This is a genomic window from uncultured Aquimarina sp. (genome assembly GCF_947492965.1).
In the GTDB taxonomy this organism is placed as follows: Bacteria; Bacteroidota; Bacteroidia; order Flavobacteriales; family Flavobacteriaceae; genus Aquimarina.
Map to the genome: position 1 here is coordinate 88,095 of NZ_CANLOZ010000011.1, position 16,985 is coordinate 105,079.

Below are 16,985 nucleotides of genomic sequence, written 5' to 3' on the forward strand. Positions count from 1 at the left end.
AAAAGAACATTTTATGTAGCCTTTTGGCTATTTGTACTCTGCAGTTTGCCATATACGGCCAAGAAAAATTCACAATTAACGGAACAATTTCAGAAAAATCCAGTAACGAAACCTTAATTGGTGTTAATGTACTTTTCCCAGAAATTGGAAAAGGTGTAGTTACTAATGAATATGGGTTTTATTCTATCACCTTACCCGAAGGTACTTACAAACTACAAGTTAGTTATTTGGGATTCAAAGATATTATTCAGGAAATTAATCTAAATGAAGATAAGAAACTCAATTTTCAATTAGTAGAAGCTTCGGAGATGTTAGACGAGGTAGTTATCACCGAAAATGTAGAAAAAGTAAACATCAAAACACCACAAATGAGTCTTAACAAACTTACAGCAGGAACTATAAAACAAATTCCTGTAGTACTTGGTGAGGCAGATGTGATTAAATCCATCGTATTGCTACCAGGAGTAACCAGTGGTGGTGAAGGAGCTTCTGGGTTTAATGTAAGAGGTGGTGCAGCAGATCAGAATCTGATCTTATTAGACGAAGCTACTATTTTTAACTCGTCTCACCTTTTTGGATTCTTTTCCGTTTTTAATCCAGATGCTATTAAGGATATAAAACTTTATAAAGGTGGAATTCCAGCTCGCTACGGTGGCCGTGTATCATCGGTTTTGGATATTTATCAAAAAGAAGGAAACAGTAAAGAATATCATATCAATGGAGGATTAGGGTTAGTAGCCAGTAGACTATTAGCCGAAGGCCCCATCGTAAAAAACAAAGGAGCTTTCCTGGTAGGTGGTCGAGCATCCTACGCACACCTATTTCTGCCTCTTGTAGATGATGGAAATGATAATGTTGCTTATTTCTACGACCTGAACACAAAACTTAATTACAAAATCAACGAAAACAACAATATCTTCTTATCAGGATATTTTGGTAGAGACGTTTTCGCGATTAGTGAAAGCTTTAGAAACACATATGGTAATACGGTTTTAAATCTACGATGGAATCACCTATTCTCTGACAAATTATTTTCTAACTTATCGCTCATCTATTCAGATTACTTCTACGGATTAGAACTCGACTTTGTAGGATTTGAATGGGATTCTGGTATCCGAAATTTTAATTTAAAATACGATCTGAAACACTATCTAAGTGATAATTTTCAGTTGAACTATGGAATTAACAATATTTATTATCGATTCAATCCTGGGGAGATTAAACCAAATAGTGATGATTCTGGTATCATTAGAGATAAATTAATTGACAAATACGCGAATGAATTTGGAGTATATGTAGATGCAGAACACAAAATATCTAACAACTTATCATTGCAATATGGAATTCGGTTAAGTAACTTCATACGATTGGGTCAGGATGAAATAAACATCTACGAAAATGACAATCCACTTCTATTTAATGAAGAGTTACAAATTTACGAGTCTGCAGATCCTATTGGAACTGAAAGCGTAAGTAGAAGTGCTCAATTAGCCAACTTTACAAATCTAGAACCTAGAGTTGCCTTAGCATATGCTTTTAATGATAATACTTCAATAAAAGCGAGTTATAATAGAATGGCACAATATCTACACCTTCTATCCAATACCAGCTCTCCTACTCCACTGGATGTTTGGACACCTAGTGGAAGATTTGTAAAACCCCAAATGCTTAATCAATATGCCATTGGATATTTTAAAAGTATTAAGGATGATGCTTATTCTATTGAAACAGAAATATTTTATAAGGATATAGAAAACAGAATTGATTATATAGATGGTGCCGAACTTATTGCTAATGATGCTATAGAACGCGAAATTCTAAATGGAGAAGCCAGAGCTTATGGATTAGAATTATTAATTCGTAAAAACGAAGGAAAATTCAAAGGTTGGCTTGCATATACCCTTTCTAAATCTGAACAACGTACACCAGGAAGAACACCAACAGAAACAGGAATCAATAATGGCGAATGGTATAATACTCCATACGACAAAACTCATGATATATCCTTTAATGGAAGTTATGAGCTAAATGAAAAATGGAAATTCAATGCCAATTTTTTATTCCAAACAGGACAACCTACCAATTATCCAACAGGACAATTTGAATTTCAAGGTTTAGTAGTTCCGGTATTTGATGGTTTGCGTAACGATCAACGATTACCATCATATCATCGTTTGGATATTTCGGCTACACTTACACCTGGAAAAAATAAAAATAGAAAATGGCAAGGCGAATGGGTTTTTAGTGTGTATAATCTATATAATCGTAGAAATGCTGCGTCTATAAATTTTAGCCAAAACACAGAAACCCGCGTAAATGAAGCGGTACGTACTTCTATATTCGGAATCGTGCCAGCTGTAACTTATAATTTTAAATTTTAGCATTATGAAAAAATTATGCTTTTATATCATAGGACTTTTAATCATCACTAGTTGTGAGGATGTTATTGATGTTGATGTACCTAATGGAGAACCTAGACTGGTTATTGACGCTTCTTTTGAAATTTACTTAGATGAAACACCTATTGATGCTTTAGGTGGCGTAAGACTTTCACTTTCTGCACCTTTCTTTGATGATAGCGTTCCTACCGTTAGTGATGCCACTGTTTTTATCACTAATCTTTCGGACAATTCTATCATTAATTTTGTAGAATCTTTAGGTGAACCAGGCTTTTTCATTCCAGAAGATCCAAATGTAATTCCAGAATTTGATATTGATTATGAACTTACTGTAATCTATAATGAAGAAACTTATAAAGCTACCACTCAATTAATCCCTACAGTAGCTATTGACAATATAGAACAAGGAGATGGAACTTTGTTTGAAGGTGATGAAACTGAAATAATCGTTTTCTTTACAGATGATGGCAACCGAGAAGATTTTTACTTATTCGATTTTGACTTTAACTTATACCTTCCAAGCGAAGACAGATTTTATCAAGGAGAATCATTTAATTTCTCTTACTTCTACGAAGATATGGTCGGTGGTGAAGAAGTTACTATAAAAATACTAGGTATAGATGAAAGGTATTTTAATTACTCTAATATTTTAATTGAACAAAGCGAACAAGAAGGTGGAAACCCTTTTCAAACACCACCTGCTCAAATAAGAGGTAATATTATAAATACAACTAATCCCGATAATTATGCTTTAGGATATTTTAACCTTTCTGAAGCAAATCGTTTTCAATTTACTATTGAAGAGTGATCCGAAAAAGCTGTATTTTTGAAGCATGAGTTTTACCAAAACAACAGAACAGGCTTCTAAGTATAATCATCTGGAAAAGATGAGTATTTCTGATTTGCTTAGTAATATCAATAAAGAAGACAAAACCGTACCCGAAGCGGTAGAAAAATCAATTCCACAGATTGAAGTTTTAGTCACTAAAATTGTTGAAAAGCTAAAAGTTGGTGGAAGGCTGTTTTATATAGGTGCAGGTACTAGTGGTAGATTAGGTATTGTAGATGCCAGCGAATGTCCTCCCACTTTTGGAGTATCTCATGATCTTGTTATAGGATTAATTGCTGGTGGTGATACTGCTATACGCAAGGCTGTGGAATTTGCAGAAGATAGTACCGAACAAGGATGGAAAGATCTACAATCTTATCAAATTTCTGACAAAGATGTGGTAATTGGTATAGCAGCTTCTGGTACTACTCCTTATGTAATTTCGGCATTAGAAAAATGCAATCAATCCAATATCATTACAGGGTGTATAACCTGTAATGAAGGTAGTCCGTTAGCTATTACTGCACAATATCCTATTGTGGTAACTGTAGGACCCGAATTTGTTACCGGAAGTTCTAGAATGAAAGCAGGTACTGCCCAAAAACTAGTGCTTAACATGATATCAACTTCAGTTATGATTCAGTTAGGCAAAGTAAAAGGAAATAAAATGGTAGACATGCAACTTAGTAATAACAAACTAGTTGATAGAGGTACACGAATGATTATGGAAGAATTAGGTATCGAACGAACTCTTGCAGCAGATTTATTAGAGAAACATGGTAGTGTACGAAATGCAATTGATAATTATGGAGCCTAAAAGAACAGATAAAGAGTTATTAGGAAAAGGAATACAACGTATGGCTATTTCTTTGATTTTTATGTTTATTAGTCCAGTGATTATCCATTCAGCCTTTAAAAATCAGGATCATCCTTATTATTACCTGGTTTTAGTTTTAGGATTATTAGGAGCGTCTTTTGCTATATTTATGGCGTTTAGAGGATTAAAAACTATTATGGATGCCATCTTTGGGAAAAAGTAAGATGGTTTATAAACTTCCCCCTATAATATTACAATACAAAAAAGAGTGACTTTAGAAAAAAATCACTCTTTTTTTAGACAAACAAAACATTATTAATTCCCTGCATCATTGCAATCGTCTGGTAAAGCATCATACTCAGCTGCAAATGCATTATCAGGGATACACTCAAAATCTCTATAAACCTCTATCAACTCTCTTAACATGGTGCATGTAGTTGAATTTGGTGTAGTATTATATGTATCAATGGCAGTTTCTACATTAAGTCGTGATGCTAATGTTTGATTTTCGCAAGCTACATCATTAATTAAATCTTTTGCATCATCACTCCCACAAGACGATATAAACACTATTGACAATACCAAAATAACTTTACAAAATTTCCCTAAAAATTTGTTTTTAAACTTCATTGCTTTTAAATTTTAAAATGATTTTAATTCCACTGTAAACTTAGTTCTCTTCTTATTCCAAAATATGATCATGTGGATCTTTGTCAGAATTGTGATGCTGTTTAGCCAAAATAAAATGATTTTCGTTCTTATCTCCTTTTTAAATAGTAAGCTTTAGATTTTCTAAAAAAATAAATATCATATGTGATAAAACCCTCAAGTAATTCTTTAAAAACACAAAACTCAATACAAACATCTTTTCCCAAAAACAAAAAAGAGTGACTTTAGAAAAAAATCACTCTTAACTTTATAAATTTACTTAACGTATTAGTTTGGTACAAAAGCCCAAACATTACTATCCATTGTTGCTCCAATAGTTAACTCGTTACCTTCTATAACAATACCTGCTACTGAACCACTGGTACCTACAGACGCATAATTCCCATTAGAACTTCCTAAGAATCGTATTCCAGTAATGGATGGAACTCCGTCACTAAAACTAATTGTATGATTGGTTCCTGAAACAGAAATAGTAGCGGTACCTTGTACTCCGGCTACTATACCCATACCGCTCGCAGGAGTGTAAGTCAACTCTCCGCTAAAAGTAGTTAGAACTTCAGAAGGAAGTGCTACAAATGGTTCTGCAGGTACTGTTCCATCATCATCACTCCCACAAGATGAGATAAACATTACAGATAAAACAAGCATAACTTTAGTTAATTTCCCAAATAATTTGTTTTGTAATTTCATTGCTTTAAAAATTTTAAATGAGTTTAAATTCTTTGGTAAACTTAATGTACTTCTATACTAAGAGTGCATTAATGTGGAGGTTCGGTAAGATTGTGGTGCTGTTTAGCAGGAATGAAAGGAAATTTGATTCTATCTCCTTTTTTGAGATAATACGCTTTAGATCTTCTAAAAGAATAAATATCATAGTAGTTGACACTATAGGCAATTCTATAGAACCACAAAATTCAATACAAACTTCCTACAATAGTTACTATTCGTCACTATTTCGTTATTTGAGATAATTTAATACACTAATTTAAGTGTATCAACACCAACTCATTTATCAATTAGATAAACCATGGCAGCAGATACACACATACAATTATTTATAGATGGTAATCCCATCCCAGCCTTTAAAAACTTATCACTACATCAGGAAATAGATGCCCATCATCATTTTGAACTCATTTGCAGAAAAGATGTACTAGAGGAAAACAATGATCATATTTCTGGAGAAAGCGTTCAATTTTTAGGTGGTGTTTTTCTAATTAGAATCCAATCAGTAAATGGTTTTTCAGAAAATGAAATTTTAGAGTTCAAAGGAATTGTCACTTCTGTAAAAACCGTGAAAGGCTACTATCATAAAACAGGTGACCTCATTCATATTTCAGGAAAAAGTTGTAGTATCATCGCAGATGATGGACCTCATTACTCTTCTCATCAAGATATCGCGATCTCCGAAATTCTTGAAAAGACGTTTACGGGATATGACAAAGGTATTCTACAATGTTCCATTTCACCAAATATGGTCACTCCCATTCATTATAGTGTACAACAGGAAGAAAGTGCATTCCAATACGCCAGCAGACTTGCCGCACAGTATGGAGAATGGTTTTATTATGATGGTACCCAATTGATATTTGGAAAACCAGAAAGTAAAGATGCTGTTACGCTGAGATATGGATATGATTTATTAGAATTATCCATGAAATTAGAAGCTATCCCAAATAATTTTAAATATTTCACTAACGACTATCTAACCGATGCTTTCCATGAGGTAAAAACTAAAGAATTACACTCTCATTCTAAAGGTTTTATTTCTACAATCAATCAAAAAAGCGACAAGTTATTTCAAAAGGAAACTCAGATTTTAGTAAGCTCACATGATGATCCCAGAATGAAGTCCAGAATAGACGATCAGATACTTCATCAAAAAAGAGCCAATGAGATAAATCAAATAAAAGTAACCGGAAAAAGCAGCAATCCAAGTATTACGATTGGAAGTAAAATACTTATAGATGGAGAAAGTACTTCTTATGGCGGATACAGAATTACAAAGGTAATTCATAATTGTAGCGAAAATGGTAGGTACGAAAATACATTTGAGGCTATTACGGCAGAGTCTGATGTATATCCTAAAACCTCTATAAAAGCATTCCCCAAAAGCAAGTCACAGACTGCTGTAGTTGTAGATAATGTAGATCCTGAAGGGATGGGTAGAGTGAAGATACAATATGCTTGGCAAAAAGAGACTGGAGAAACTTCGCCATGGATTCGTCAAGCTAGTCTAGCAGGAGGACCAGGACAAGGAATGTATTTTGTACCAGAAAAGGGTGATGAAGTTATTGTTGACCACGAAGGTGACAATGCTGAATTACCTATAGTAAAAGGAAGTGTTACTAATTCATCATCTGTTCCAGAAAGTTTTAAAAGTGGTAATAATCACTTAAAAGCCATTAAAACAAGAAGTGGTAATCAGGTAACGTTAAATGATAATGATGGTAGTGTTACTATTGCAGATCCAAGTGGTAATACTATTGTGATGGCTGGTAATGGTGAAATAACTATTAGCGCACCTAACAAAATTACCTTCTCCTCTACCGATATTGCCATAGAAGCTAGTAACGATGTTACTGTAAATGCTGGAAATAATATTAACACAAGTGCATCTAATAGTTTTAGTGCGAAAGCATCATCTAGTATTTCTCTAAATGCAGGAAGTAGCTTAAGAGCAAAAGCGAAATCTACTGCCTCGTTAAGTGGTAAATCTACTAGAATTAGCGGAAAGCATGTCTCGATAACTGCCTCTGTTTTAGCGAACATACAAGCTTCTATAGGGCTTACATTAACAGCATTAGGAATTGGAGTCATTGGGGGGAAAACAAAAATTGTAGGTAAATCAAAGTGCTCTGTTAAGGGAGGAGAAGTTTCTGTAAACTAAAACATGCAAAATGGCTAGACAATTTGTACCAGATGGAGAAACAATAAAATGTTCGTTTGGAAAAGGCTCTTCAAATCTTATTGTAGATAGACCTAGTACAACTATTATGTTTAAAAAGAAATGGGCTACTGAAGCGGATTGCAAAATCACTCCATTTAAAAGTTGTACTTGTCCTGCCAATGTAAGCAAAACGTGCACTCCAAAATTGCAAAAATGGTTGCCAAACACTGTTGCTCAATCAGTAAATAACGGTGGAAATAAATTTTTATTAAGCTCCAGTAAAACAATGTGTACTTCTTATAGTGGACTTATTGAAATTGATCTGGAAGAAATATCACCGGCAGAACAACATGAAGATTTTGCTAGTAAAAATTCTGATGATGGTGCTGATCAAGATAGTTCCAACAAAACTCCATCGGAAAATGAAGAAAAAAAATATGCCAATCCTAGACAAAGACGCGCTGCAGAATTAAGAAAACTAGCATTAAAGCGTGAGGAAGAAAGAAAAAATAATTTCGAAGATTCCACTGGCCAGAAAATATGGGATTTTGTAAAAGACATGGGAAGGCATGCGAATCCTATGGAACTCATCCCTAATCTATGGCATTATGGTACTGGTATCGCCTCTCAATTATGGGATGATTTCAAGAAAAGTGTAGATCTACTTGTAAACATTGGAGCCACTTCTGGTGATCTTGCTATTTATGTAGCGGAAAGACACCCAGTATATTTAAAAGGTCTAGAATTAACAGACGACAAACTCTATGCAGAACAATTAGCTAAAAACATTGCTACCGATGCTCAACTAAAAGAATGGATGAACAAACAAGTGGAAGAGTTTCCTGAAAAATTTAAAAATATTCCTGATGGCGTCGGAAAATGGATGGATAAAAAAGAAGATAAAATTCTTAACACACCTACCGATCAAGCTATGAAAGAAGTAGGTCGATCTGTAGTAGAACTTATTGGATTTGGTAAAGCAGTAAAAGCAGGAAGAAAAGTATTTACAAAAGATTTTTGGACTGGTCTTAATCTCAAAACCACTGCTAAAGATTATGCTGCTAACATTTTGACTGCCGGATTAGCAAGTAAATTCCCTGCGGTACGAGATGCATTGAAAATTCTAGATAAAGCCAAAACAACAGGTGATTATAAAAAAGCTGCTCAGGAAATGAAAGCTTTGGCAAAAGCTATCAACGAAGGAAAGGGTCCGAAATTATTTCATGAAGAACCTCCAAAAGAAAATCCTAAAAAACCTCAAGAAACCAATAAAAATCAAAATACCAATCCCCAAAACTCTCAAAATGGATCACAAAACACCAATAAAAACAGTACGCGTAAAGGTGATCCTGTAGATGTAATTACCGGAGTAAATATTTATGATTTTGTTGATTTTGAAATCCCCGGAATTATTCCAATTTTCTGGAAAAGAGTCTGGTATTCTGACTCTGCATATATAGGCCCTTTAGGACATGGAGTACATCATAATTATGATATACATCTTACGCATAGATCAGAAGATTCATTGCTTACTCTTGCTGATGGTAGATTAGCATTTTTCTCATTATTAAATAAACAGAATAAATCTGAATATAACAGATCTGAAAAACTTCAACTAACCTATATCAATTCATCTACGTATCATCTTTATGACTATAAAACACAGCTTACTTATGTATTAACCGCTCATTCGAGAACTTATAAGATTTCCAAAATCATAAAGGATGAGCAAGTCTTCATACAATTTAATTATCAAGATAACTACCTCGATGAAATTATAGACACTGCTAACAGGCGAATCAAGATTCATTATGATACAGCACAAAGAATAGAAAAAATCACACAACATCATCGATCTGAAAAACGAACTCTGGTGTCCTATGGATATAATGAAGCTGGAGATTTAGCTAAAATTACAGATGCTTCCAGTAAATCGGTAATCGCAGTTTACAAGAATCATTTAATGGTTTCTAAAACGCATCGCGAAGGTGCTACTTGTTATTGGGAATATGAATCATATCAAACTGGTGCTAGGTGTACTCGTACTTGGTTAGAAGGAGGCACTTTAGACTACAAATTCCAGTATCATGAAAAATACAACGAGGTATGGGATTCTTATGGAAATAAAACCACTTATCACCATGAAAACAATAACCCTGTAAAGATTATTGACCCGTTAGGTGGTATTACTATCAATCAGTATAATCAATTTGATGAACTAATAAGAATAACAGACCAGGAAGGATTACAAACGAAATATTCATATGATACTCGTGGCAATCAAACATCAGTCCGTTATCCAGATGGGGCTGGGATAGAATCTTCTTATGATGATCAAGGAAATTTACTCTTACAAACATCTCCAGAAGGAGGTGTCTTTTCGCGATTCTTCAAAAACAATAAGCTGAATACTATTATGTATCCAGATCAAACTATGCAAACTTTTGAATATAATGAGCATGGTTTAATTTCCAAAATTGCAGATGCAAATGAAAATATAATACAACTATTTTATGATGATGACTATAACCTAAATCATATGATTTCTCCAAAAGGAGAAGAATCTTTCTGGGAATACGATGCATGGGGGCAATGCATTAAAACGGTTAACCCAGCAAAACATCAACAGCAATTTTCATATGATAACCTAGGCAACATTTCTAAAATAAGACTTCCGGACAAAGGAAATATTCAACTTACTTATGATAGCTATGGTAGAATTTTACAAGCCATAGATAACAATCGTATACTAAATTACGAATACACCATATTAGGAAATCTAAAATCAAGAGAACAAGATGGTCGAAAAGTTTTGTTTAGATATGATAAAGAAGAAAAACTTATTGGTGTTATCAATGAACATAAAGAGTCCTATCATTTTACCAGAGATGCATTAGGGAATATTATTAGAGAAGAAGGTTTTGATCAAATTACCAGAAATTTCATAAGAGATAAAGCCGGAAAAATTGTCAAAGAAGAAAAATCCAATAATAAGTATAGCACCTATGAATATGATAAAGGTGGGCGTGTATCAAGGATAGAATATCATGATGATTCCTGGGTCACATTTGATTATAATAAAAACGGATTATTAACACAAGCGGTTAATCCAAACTCAATAACAAAAATCAATAGAGACGAAGCTGGAAGAGTTGTTTCTGAAGAACAGGATGGACATACGATATCCTTTAGCTATAATGACAAAGGACAGCAATCAAAAATACAAAGTAGTTTAGGTGCTTCCATACGTCTAAAATATACAGAACTGGGAGAAGTTTCTTCCGTAAAAGCTAAAAATCAGGATGATAACATATGGAAAGCTAATTTTAAATACAATAGTCTAGGTATGGAAACTGAACGTTCTTTACCAGGCGGAATAAAAACTAATTGGAGTTATGATCAAGCAGGACGACACAGACAACAATTTGTACAAAAAAGAGAAGTTGAAACTAGACGAAAAACTTACACCTGGGATGTCAATCATAAACTAAAGAAAATTGTAGATAACCTAACCCAAGGAATTGTCAATTTTGCTTATGATGATTTCAATAATTTGGCTTGGGCCAAATATGAAGATCAATCCTATGATTACAAATTACCAGATGAAGTTGGTAATCTATACAGAACAAAAACTCAAAAGGATCGAACATATGGTGCCAATGGTCAACTGTTAACTTCTGGAAAGACCATCTATGAATTTGACGATGAAGGAAACCTAATTAAGAAATCCTCTCCCAAAGGAATTTGGAAATATGATTGGTACGCCAACGGAATGCTTAAAAGTATTTATCGTCCAGACCGAAGTATCATTGAAATGGAATATGATGCACTGGGAAGAAGAACCACAAAAATTAGTAAACAGCATCCATCAAAGAAAACAGAGAACACTCCTGATTTAATTACTCGTTTTGTATGGAATGGAAATGTCCCCTTACATGAATGGCAATATAATCTTAAGAATCAACTTAAATCAATTGTTGATGCATCTGGTTCATTATCAAAAGATCAAAAAGAACCTATAGAAAATCTTATTACTTGGGTTTTTGATCAAGGTAGTTTTAAACCTGCCGCGAAAATAACGGAAAATGACACTTATTCTATTATTACAGATCATCTTGGAACTCCAATGGAAATGTACAACAGCAATGGAGAAAAAACCTGGCATGCAGAATATGACATCTATGGAAAAATTCGTAACCTTGTAACAGGTTCATTGCAGGATTGTCCGTTTCGTTTTCAAGGTCAGTATGAAGATCTGGAAATAGATTTGTTTTATAACAGATTTCGTTATTACAATCCCGAAGAAGGCGTTTATATTTCCCAAGATCCTATCAGATTGTCAGGAAATAATCCAACGATGTATGCATATACTCATGACAGCAATAGTTGGGTGGATATATTCGGTTTAGAACCAATTACGGACTGGAATACTTTTCAATCGAATACAAAAGGATGGTTCGGGAGTAGATCCGAAGCAGCTGTTGGATGGCAAGTATATAAAGAAAGTAGCCAAGCTTTTAGACAATTAGCAATAGGTAGATTATATGATACCGAAGCTGCTAGTCAGTTAGGTATGCAAAGATTACATGTTCCTAAAGGATGGACTCCTGCTGTAAATGATTCTTGGATGCAAGGAGGTATCGATGCAAATAAAACTTTTTATTTAGCTTCTAACCCAACTGACGCTAATAGAATTAATCCTCCAGGATCTGATTATGAAAATACAATATTTGATAGGGAAATAAAACAAGCAGAATCTCAAGGATATAAGATAAGAGGAGATGAATTAAAACCTTCTTAAAATGAATAATTTATTAAGTAAAATCTTAACCAAAATAGAACAGTCTGAAGAACAAAACGATCTTTTATATAAAGAACTGATTAACTTAGTTTTACCCATTGAAGATATCAATCCAACAGAGTTTAAAAAGCTAAGCAGGGAAATATCTGATAAAACACAAAAAAAGATAATTTTAACATCAGGTAAACTTGCATTAGTTGCAATAAAAAATAAAAATCAAAATTTTATTAGGGCTGCCTTAATCCTCCAAGCTTTGGAAAACTTTCAGTTAGACCCCAGAGAAAATATTTTGAGACTTTCACTTATTTGGGAAGTTTGTAAAAAGTTAAAATTAAATTTTAAAGAAGAAATCAATTTGGTAAAACAAATTTCTTCTAAAAGAACTATTACACATTTAAATGAGTTTTACGAAAGACCTGACTATATGAAAAGTCTTAAAACTATGGGTTTCTGTATTATGAAAGAAAATGAAAACTATTTTTTAAAGGAGAAAATTGCACCTTGGATGAAAAATTAAAATTATCTACTAAAATTCATAGCTTACCTTGAAAACACCAAACTTTTCAAACAAATGATAACCTATCTAAAAGATATCGTAAAAAAACAGCACCTTAATGGCATCTCTGCTAATAAAGGTGAAGTAATTGGATATTTCAACGATTTATCACCTGATGTAAACTCATTTATTAGTATTATCAACGATAATAATTATGTATTACGATTCTCTTGGGTAGCTGAGCAAAAATGGTTAGTAGAATTTCCTATTGTTACAAATCAAATTCATCAACAGCGATATGCAAATGAAACTCAATGTCAGGAATTGATACGTCAGGTTGATGCAAATGAAAATTTTGATAATTTTGAAGGTTTTATTCAAGTCCCTGTAGAAGAATTTTCATTAGATGAAATGTTAGAGTTCAAAGCAGAAGATGAAGCTTTATTAAAAGAAGAAGAGTTTCCGACTAAAAAAATGATTACTTCTACTACAGATAAAGTCAAAATCAGCAAGACTAAAAAAAATTCCAAACCTTCTATCATTCTTGGCGATATAGAAATTCCTAAACAAGAACGGAAAACTAAATCTATAGAACGCTTTACAACTAAAAAGAAGAAAAAAGCATCGCCTCTTCAACAATTTAAAGAATCTGAAAAAGAACTAAAAAACGAAACTATACAATCTAATTTTAATAAGACTCTTGCAAAACCAGCCCAGACAAATGTTTCAAAACCAAAAAAGTCCGAGAAAAAAACCGAGAGCGCTAGTCTTCTAAGCTTAGAAAAAACTTCAAAAACTAAGAAAAAAACAGCACCTACATTACAAATGGAAGCACAAATCGGAGAGAATCAGAAAAAAACCACCAGCACTACCCTAAAAACAAATAAAAAATCGGAGTCTACCTTAGAAATAGGTGAAAAAATTGGGAAAAGTGTTAAAAAAACAACTCCTTCTACTCCGTCAAAAACCAAAGATACCAAACCCTTACCCAAACAAGAAAAACTATCCGATGATACTGGTTTTTTTAGTATTTAAAAAAACTAACATAGTTGAAAAAACCTCATCTACACTTACTCATTTCATACCTCCACAACATTAGGTTGTTTGTCCACAAATAAAGGTCAAAATTCCCTAGCACCCATAATATTTACTTTCTAAACAATATCTTAAGTACTCTTATTACATCGTGTAATAAACTAACTTATTTTTTTACATCATGATACATAACATATCAAATTTAGGAACTTCATTAACTAAAGAACAGCAGAAAACAATTAACGGAGGATTATTGCCATGCCACAATAATCGCGATTGTGTTGACCTTACGGCAAGCTATAATTATCAATGTGTTTCTGTTCCAAGTTCACCATTCGGTAAATTATGCATATTACGATAGTCGTAAAATGTAATGTCATTAAAAAATATATAAAATGAAAAAAGACTTTTTAAAAATAGAAGGAGTAAAAGTGCTAGAAAAACAAGTACAGAAATTAGTCAACGGAGGATATGATGGATGTGATTGTGGAGTACACACGAATATGCCATTCTTTTGTCCGCATAGAAATTGTGACTAAAGACATTTTTTCTTAATTAGAAATGTAAAACCCTCATCAAAGTAAAAATTGATGAGGGTTTTTTATGATTGATCGATGATATCAAAAAATACTAGACTATTCTAAGACAGTAAGTTCATAAGCTGGTAAATACGTTTTTACAGTTCCAACCTCTGTATTAAATAATCTAACTCTATAAGTTCTCCCTTCTTCTAGGTTAGCATTAGGTACGGATGGAGAAACCAATTCAAAAGACAGATTTAGTGCGCCATCAACATTCACAAATTGTTGTGTCGTACTCTGAGTAATAAGGACTTGATCAGAAACATCATCTCGAATTAATACATCTTCTTTATTCACTTCATGAATCTCAAAGCCTATTTCTCCAAAATCTAAATCAAAAGGTCCATCGCCATCAACAAAAACAGGATCAATTACAGCATCAACTACGATATCAACAAATAACAGAGAGCTTGTCAAAACCTCTGTAGTGGTAAAACTATATTCAGAACTTACTCTTAGATCTCCACAACTTCCATCGGTTATTATCATGGTACCTAAATCTTCTAACTTACATACTTCTTCAGGGATTTCATTAAGCTGTAAATTTCCAGAAATATCCAAAACGTCCAAAATTGTTAAAGCACCTAATTCCTTCGGAATATCCTTAATAGTATTATCTCGAAAATTGATTGTCTTCAGGTTTATAAGTTCTCCTAATCTTGTACTAATCGTATTAATTGTATTCTTTTCTAGATTTAGCTCAGTGAGTTGTGTTAACATCCCTATATCTTCGGGAAGAATACCATCTTCGATCGTTAAAAAACCTATATTATTTTGAGACATATCTAATTTTCTCAAAGAGACAGCCCCAAAAACACTTTTATTGAACGTTTGAATACCTTGGCTTCCAGTAATTGTAAGTGAGGTTAACTTTTCGAATGTATCAAAAGCTTCTGGTAAAGTAGTGAGATTTGCATTGTTTCGAAATGTAATAGTTTCAAGATTACTAAGTCTGAAAAAATCTTCTGGTATTTCAAAAAACTCACAATTAGTCAATGTGATTTCTCTTAATTGAGAAAGTCTTCCTATATCTGAAGGAATAGCCGAAATCGATGTGTCTTCAATTAATAATATCTCTAAATTACTCAGTGCTCCGATTCCTTCAATAGTATTTATTGTAAAATGATCTAATGACAATTCTGTTAAGGAAGATAAAGAAAATAACCCTGCTAAAAACTTATCTAATGTTATTGTAGCATCGTTACCAGATATAGATAACTTTTCTAACATTTTTAATTCAAATAATTCATCTGGAATACGGTCTAAATTATTTCCCTTTAGCCTTAATTCCTTTAGATCCTCCAATAAACTTATCGTTGGTGTTAGTACTGTAATGTTTTTATTTTCAATATCTAACCCTGTGAGTTTCTCATTTTCAAACACGACCCCTTCCCAAGCATTTATATTGTCGACATTTCCATCCCAATTAAGCAAATTATTAGGGTTATCTTCTATGATTTTTAATAGAACGTCAAATACTTCATCAGAACTATCTGGAACAATTGTCATTACCAGATCTTCATCTATTTCTTTGGTACAAGAAACGACCACAAATGAGCATAAAATAAGTATTCTTACATATAAATTCTTCATAGCACCAAGCATTTAGTAATATTTAAATTGGATATTACAAATATGTCTTAAAAGTTGATGCTTTAGTTAACCGAGTGGTTTAATAGCAGCATTTTGTGGATGAATGTATGCTGATAATGTTAATATCTAATTATCGCTACTATATTCCCTTTTATTAGGTATTTGAACCAAAAACCCAAAATCTCCAACGCGAATCCATAAAATGTTTACAAACATCCACGAAATGATATTCGGTATTATTTAAAAAGCTTATTTCACTTTTTGAATTTCTTAATTAAGGTAAAACACATCTAATGAAACAAATCAAAAATCCATTACGGTTCATTCTTTTATTACTAATACCGCTTTCTTATACTTATGAAATAACAGCACAAAGTCACAAGTTAGCTGTTACTGTTACAGGTGGTATCGTACAAGATGGTTTTGGCGCAACAATAGCAGCAGATTATAAAGTAAATGAGTTTGATTACCTACAATTTAATCTACAGGGAAGCTTCGCTTCTTTTGAGCAGAATAATGCAGATATTCCTGTAGATACTTATTCCTTTACTACTGGTTTCTTTTTTGATATTCTTAGAAACAACTCGCGGACCTTTTCGCTCTCTCTTGGTGCCGGAGGATTAATTGGGTACGAAATTATTAATGATAACGATACCAATTTACCAAACAATCAATTGCTTGCTATAGAAACAAATAAAGTGATATATGGAGCTTATGCAGGGTTAGATGTAGACTTCTTTATCTCTCCAGTAATTACAATTTATCTCAAATTAAATGAACTGTATCATGTAAATAGTGAAATCGGAGAGTTTACACCTTATGCGGGCTTGGGAGTCAAACTAATTCTAAAATAAAACACATTCTACACCAATCAT

The 16,985-nt window shown here is 33.1% G+C and carries 14 protein-coding genes; 11 read left to right on the forward strand and 3 right to left on the reverse strand.

Annotated features, from left to right (window positions below):
- Positions 1-8 precede the first annotated feature (8 nt).
- From Q1B37_RS21335 to Q1B37_RS21350, 4 genes are read left to right on the forward strand one after another with little or no spacing between them, the layout of a single operon-like run.
- Positions 9-2,381 (forward strand): TonB-dependent receptor, encoded by a 2,373-nt coding sequence (locus tag Q1B37_RS21335; RefSeq protein WP_299902378.1) that lies wholly within the window; start codon positions 9-11, stop codon positions 2,379-2,381.
- Between the two features lie 4 nt (positions 2,382-2,385).
- Positions 2,386-3,207 (forward strand): DUF4249 domain-containing protein, encoded by an 822-nt coding sequence (locus Q1B37_RS21340; protein ID WP_299902300.1) that lies wholly within the window; start codon positions 2,386-2,388, stop codon positions 3,205-3,207.
- Between the two features lie 25 nt (positions 3,208-3,232).
- On the forward strand, positions 3,233-4,045 hold the full coding sequence (gene murQ / locus Q1B37_RS21345) for an N-acetylmuramic acid 6-phosphate etherase (protein ID WP_299902302.1): 813 nt from the start codon (positions 3,233-3,235) through the stop codon (positions 4,043-4,045).
- A complete protein-coding gene (locus Q1B37_RS21350) occupies positions 4,020-4,268 on the forward strand; it encodes a DUF6095 family protein (protein ID WP_299902305.1) in 249 nt (82 codons plus the stop codon). Before murQ ends, Q1B37_RS21350 begins: the two co-directional genes overlap by 26 nt.
- A 92-nt stretch (positions 4,269-4,360) precedes the next feature.
- Here the strand turns inward: Q1B37_RS21350 and Q1B37_RS21355 are convergent, their stop codons facing one another.
- Together Q1B37_RS21355 and Q1B37_RS21360 are read right to left on the reverse strand one after the other, a co-directional pair.
- Positions 4,361-4,675 (reverse strand): hypothetical protein, encoded by a 315-nt coding sequence (locus Q1B37_RS21355; protein ID WP_299902308.1) that lies wholly within the window; start codon positions 4,673-4,675, stop codon positions 4,361-4,363.
- A 306-nt stretch (positions 4,676-4,981) separates the two neighbouring features.
- Positions 4,982-5,404: a hypothetical protein gene (locus Q1B37_RS21360; protein WP_299902311.1), complete on the reverse strand. Its 423-nt coding sequence runs from the start codon at positions 5,402-5,404 to the stop codon at positions 4,982-4,984.
- Between the two features lie 337 nt (positions 5,405-5,741).
- Here Q1B37_RS21360 and Q1B37_RS21365 point away from each other — a divergent pair, with 337 nt between their 5' ends.
- From Q1B37_RS21365 to Q1B37_RS21390, 6 genes are all read left to right on the forward strand, one after another.
- Positions 5,742-7,604 (forward strand): phage baseplate assembly protein V, encoded by a 1,863-nt coding sequence (locus Q1B37_RS21365; RefSeq protein WP_299902314.1) that lies wholly within the window; start codon positions 5,742-5,744, stop codon positions 7,602-7,604.
- 10 nt (positions 7,605-7,614) lie between these two features.
- Complete coding sequence (locus Q1B37_RS21370) at positions 7,615-12,405, forward strand: DUF6531 domain-containing protein (RefSeq protein ID WP_299902316.1); 4,791 nt, start codon at positions 7,615-7,617, stop codon at positions 12,403-12,405.
- Between the two features lies 1 nt (position 12,406).
- On the forward strand, positions 12,407-12,922 hold the full coding sequence (locus Q1B37_RS21375; protein ID WP_299902319.1) for a hypothetical protein: 516 nt from the start codon (positions 12,407-12,409) through the stop codon (positions 12,920-12,922).
- 54 nt (positions 12,923-12,976) lie between these two features.
- A complete protein-coding gene (locus Q1B37_RS21380; RefSeq protein ID WP_299902322.1) occupies positions 12,977-13,936 on the forward strand; it encodes a hypothetical protein in 960 nt (319 codons plus the stop codon).
- Between the two features lie 181 nt (positions 13,937-14,117).
- Entirely contained in the window at positions 14,118-14,297 is a 180-nt protein-coding gene (locus Q1B37_RS21385) for a hypothetical protein (protein ID WP_299902325.1), read from the forward strand.
- Positions 14,298-14,331: 34 nt separating this feature from the next.
- Positions 14,332-14,475 (forward strand): hypothetical protein, encoded by a 144-nt coding sequence (locus Q1B37_RS21390; protein WP_299902328.1) that lies wholly within the window; start codon positions 14,332-14,334, stop codon positions 14,473-14,475.
- Between the two features lie 96 nt (positions 14,476-14,571).
- On the opposite strand, the gene Q1B37_RS21395 is transcribed toward Q1B37_RS21390, so the two are convergent.
- Positions 14,572-16,110, reverse strand: coding sequence for a leucine-rich repeat protein (locus Q1B37_RS21395; protein ID WP_299902330.1), 1,539 nt, complete (start codon positions 16,108-16,110; stop codon positions 14,572-14,574).
- A 293-nt stretch (positions 16,111-16,403) separates the two neighbouring features.
- Between Q1B37_RS21395 and Q1B37_RS21400 the strand changes: the two genes are divergently transcribed.
- Positions 16,404-16,964 (forward strand): conjugal transfer protein TraO, encoded by a 561-nt coding sequence (locus tag Q1B37_RS21400; RefSeq protein ID WP_299902333.1) that lies wholly within the window; start codon positions 16,404-16,406, stop codon positions 16,962-16,964.
- Positions 16,965-16,985: the final 21 nt, after the last annotated feature.

Excerpts from the sequence above, each read along its gene's own strand:
- Q1B37_RS21340 (WP_299902300.1), top strand. The coding sequence starts at position 2,386 with ATGAAAAAATTATGCTTTTATATCATAGGACTTTTAATCATCACTAGT.
- murQ (WP_299902302.1), top strand. The coding sequence starts at position 3,233 with ATGAGTTTTACCAAAACAACAGAACAGGCTTCTAAGTATAATCATCTG.
- Q1B37_RS21350 (WP_299902305.1), top strand. The coding sequence starts at position 4,020 with ATGCAATTGATAATTATGGAGCCTAAAAGAACAGATAAAGAGTTATTA.
- Q1B37_RS21355 (WP_299902308.1), bottom strand. The coding sequence starts at position 4,675 with ATGAAGTTTAAAAACAAATTTTTAGGGAAATTTTGTAAAGTTATTTTG.
- Q1B37_RS21360 (WP_299902311.1), bottom strand. The coding sequence starts at position 5,404 with ATGAAATTACAAAACAAATTATTTGGGAAATTAACTAAAGTTATGCTT.
- Q1B37_RS21365 (WP_299902314.1), top strand. The coding sequence starts at position 5,742 with ATGGCAGCAGATACACACATACAATTATTTATAGATGGTAATCCCATC.
- Q1B37_RS21370 (WP_299902316.1), top strand. The coding sequence starts at position 7,615 with ATGGCTAGACAATTTGTACCAGATGGAGAAACAATAAAATGTTCGTTT.
- Q1B37_RS21375 (WP_299902319.1), top strand. The coding sequence starts at position 12,407 with ATGAATAATTTATTAAGTAAAATCTTAACCAAAATAGAACAGTCTGAA.
- Q1B37_RS21380 (WP_299902322.1), top strand. The coding sequence starts at position 12,977 with ATGATAACCTATCTAAAAGATATCGTAAAAAAACAGCACCTTAATGGC.
- Q1B37_RS21385 (WP_299902325.1), top strand. The coding sequence starts at position 14,118 with ATGATACATAACATATCAAATTTAGGAACTTCATTAACTAAAGAACAG.
- Q1B37_RS21390 (WP_299902328.1), top strand. The coding sequence starts at position 14,332 with ATGAAAAAAGACTTTTTAAAAATAGAAGGAGTAAAAGTGCTAGAAAAA.
- Q1B37_RS21395 (WP_299902330.1), bottom strand. The coding sequence starts at position 16,110 with ATGAAGAATTTATATGTAAGAATACTTATTTTATGCTCATTTGTGGTC.
- Q1B37_RS21400 (WP_299902333.1), top strand. The coding sequence starts at position 16,404 with ATGAAACAAATCAAAAATCCATTACGGTTCATTCTTTTATTACTAATA.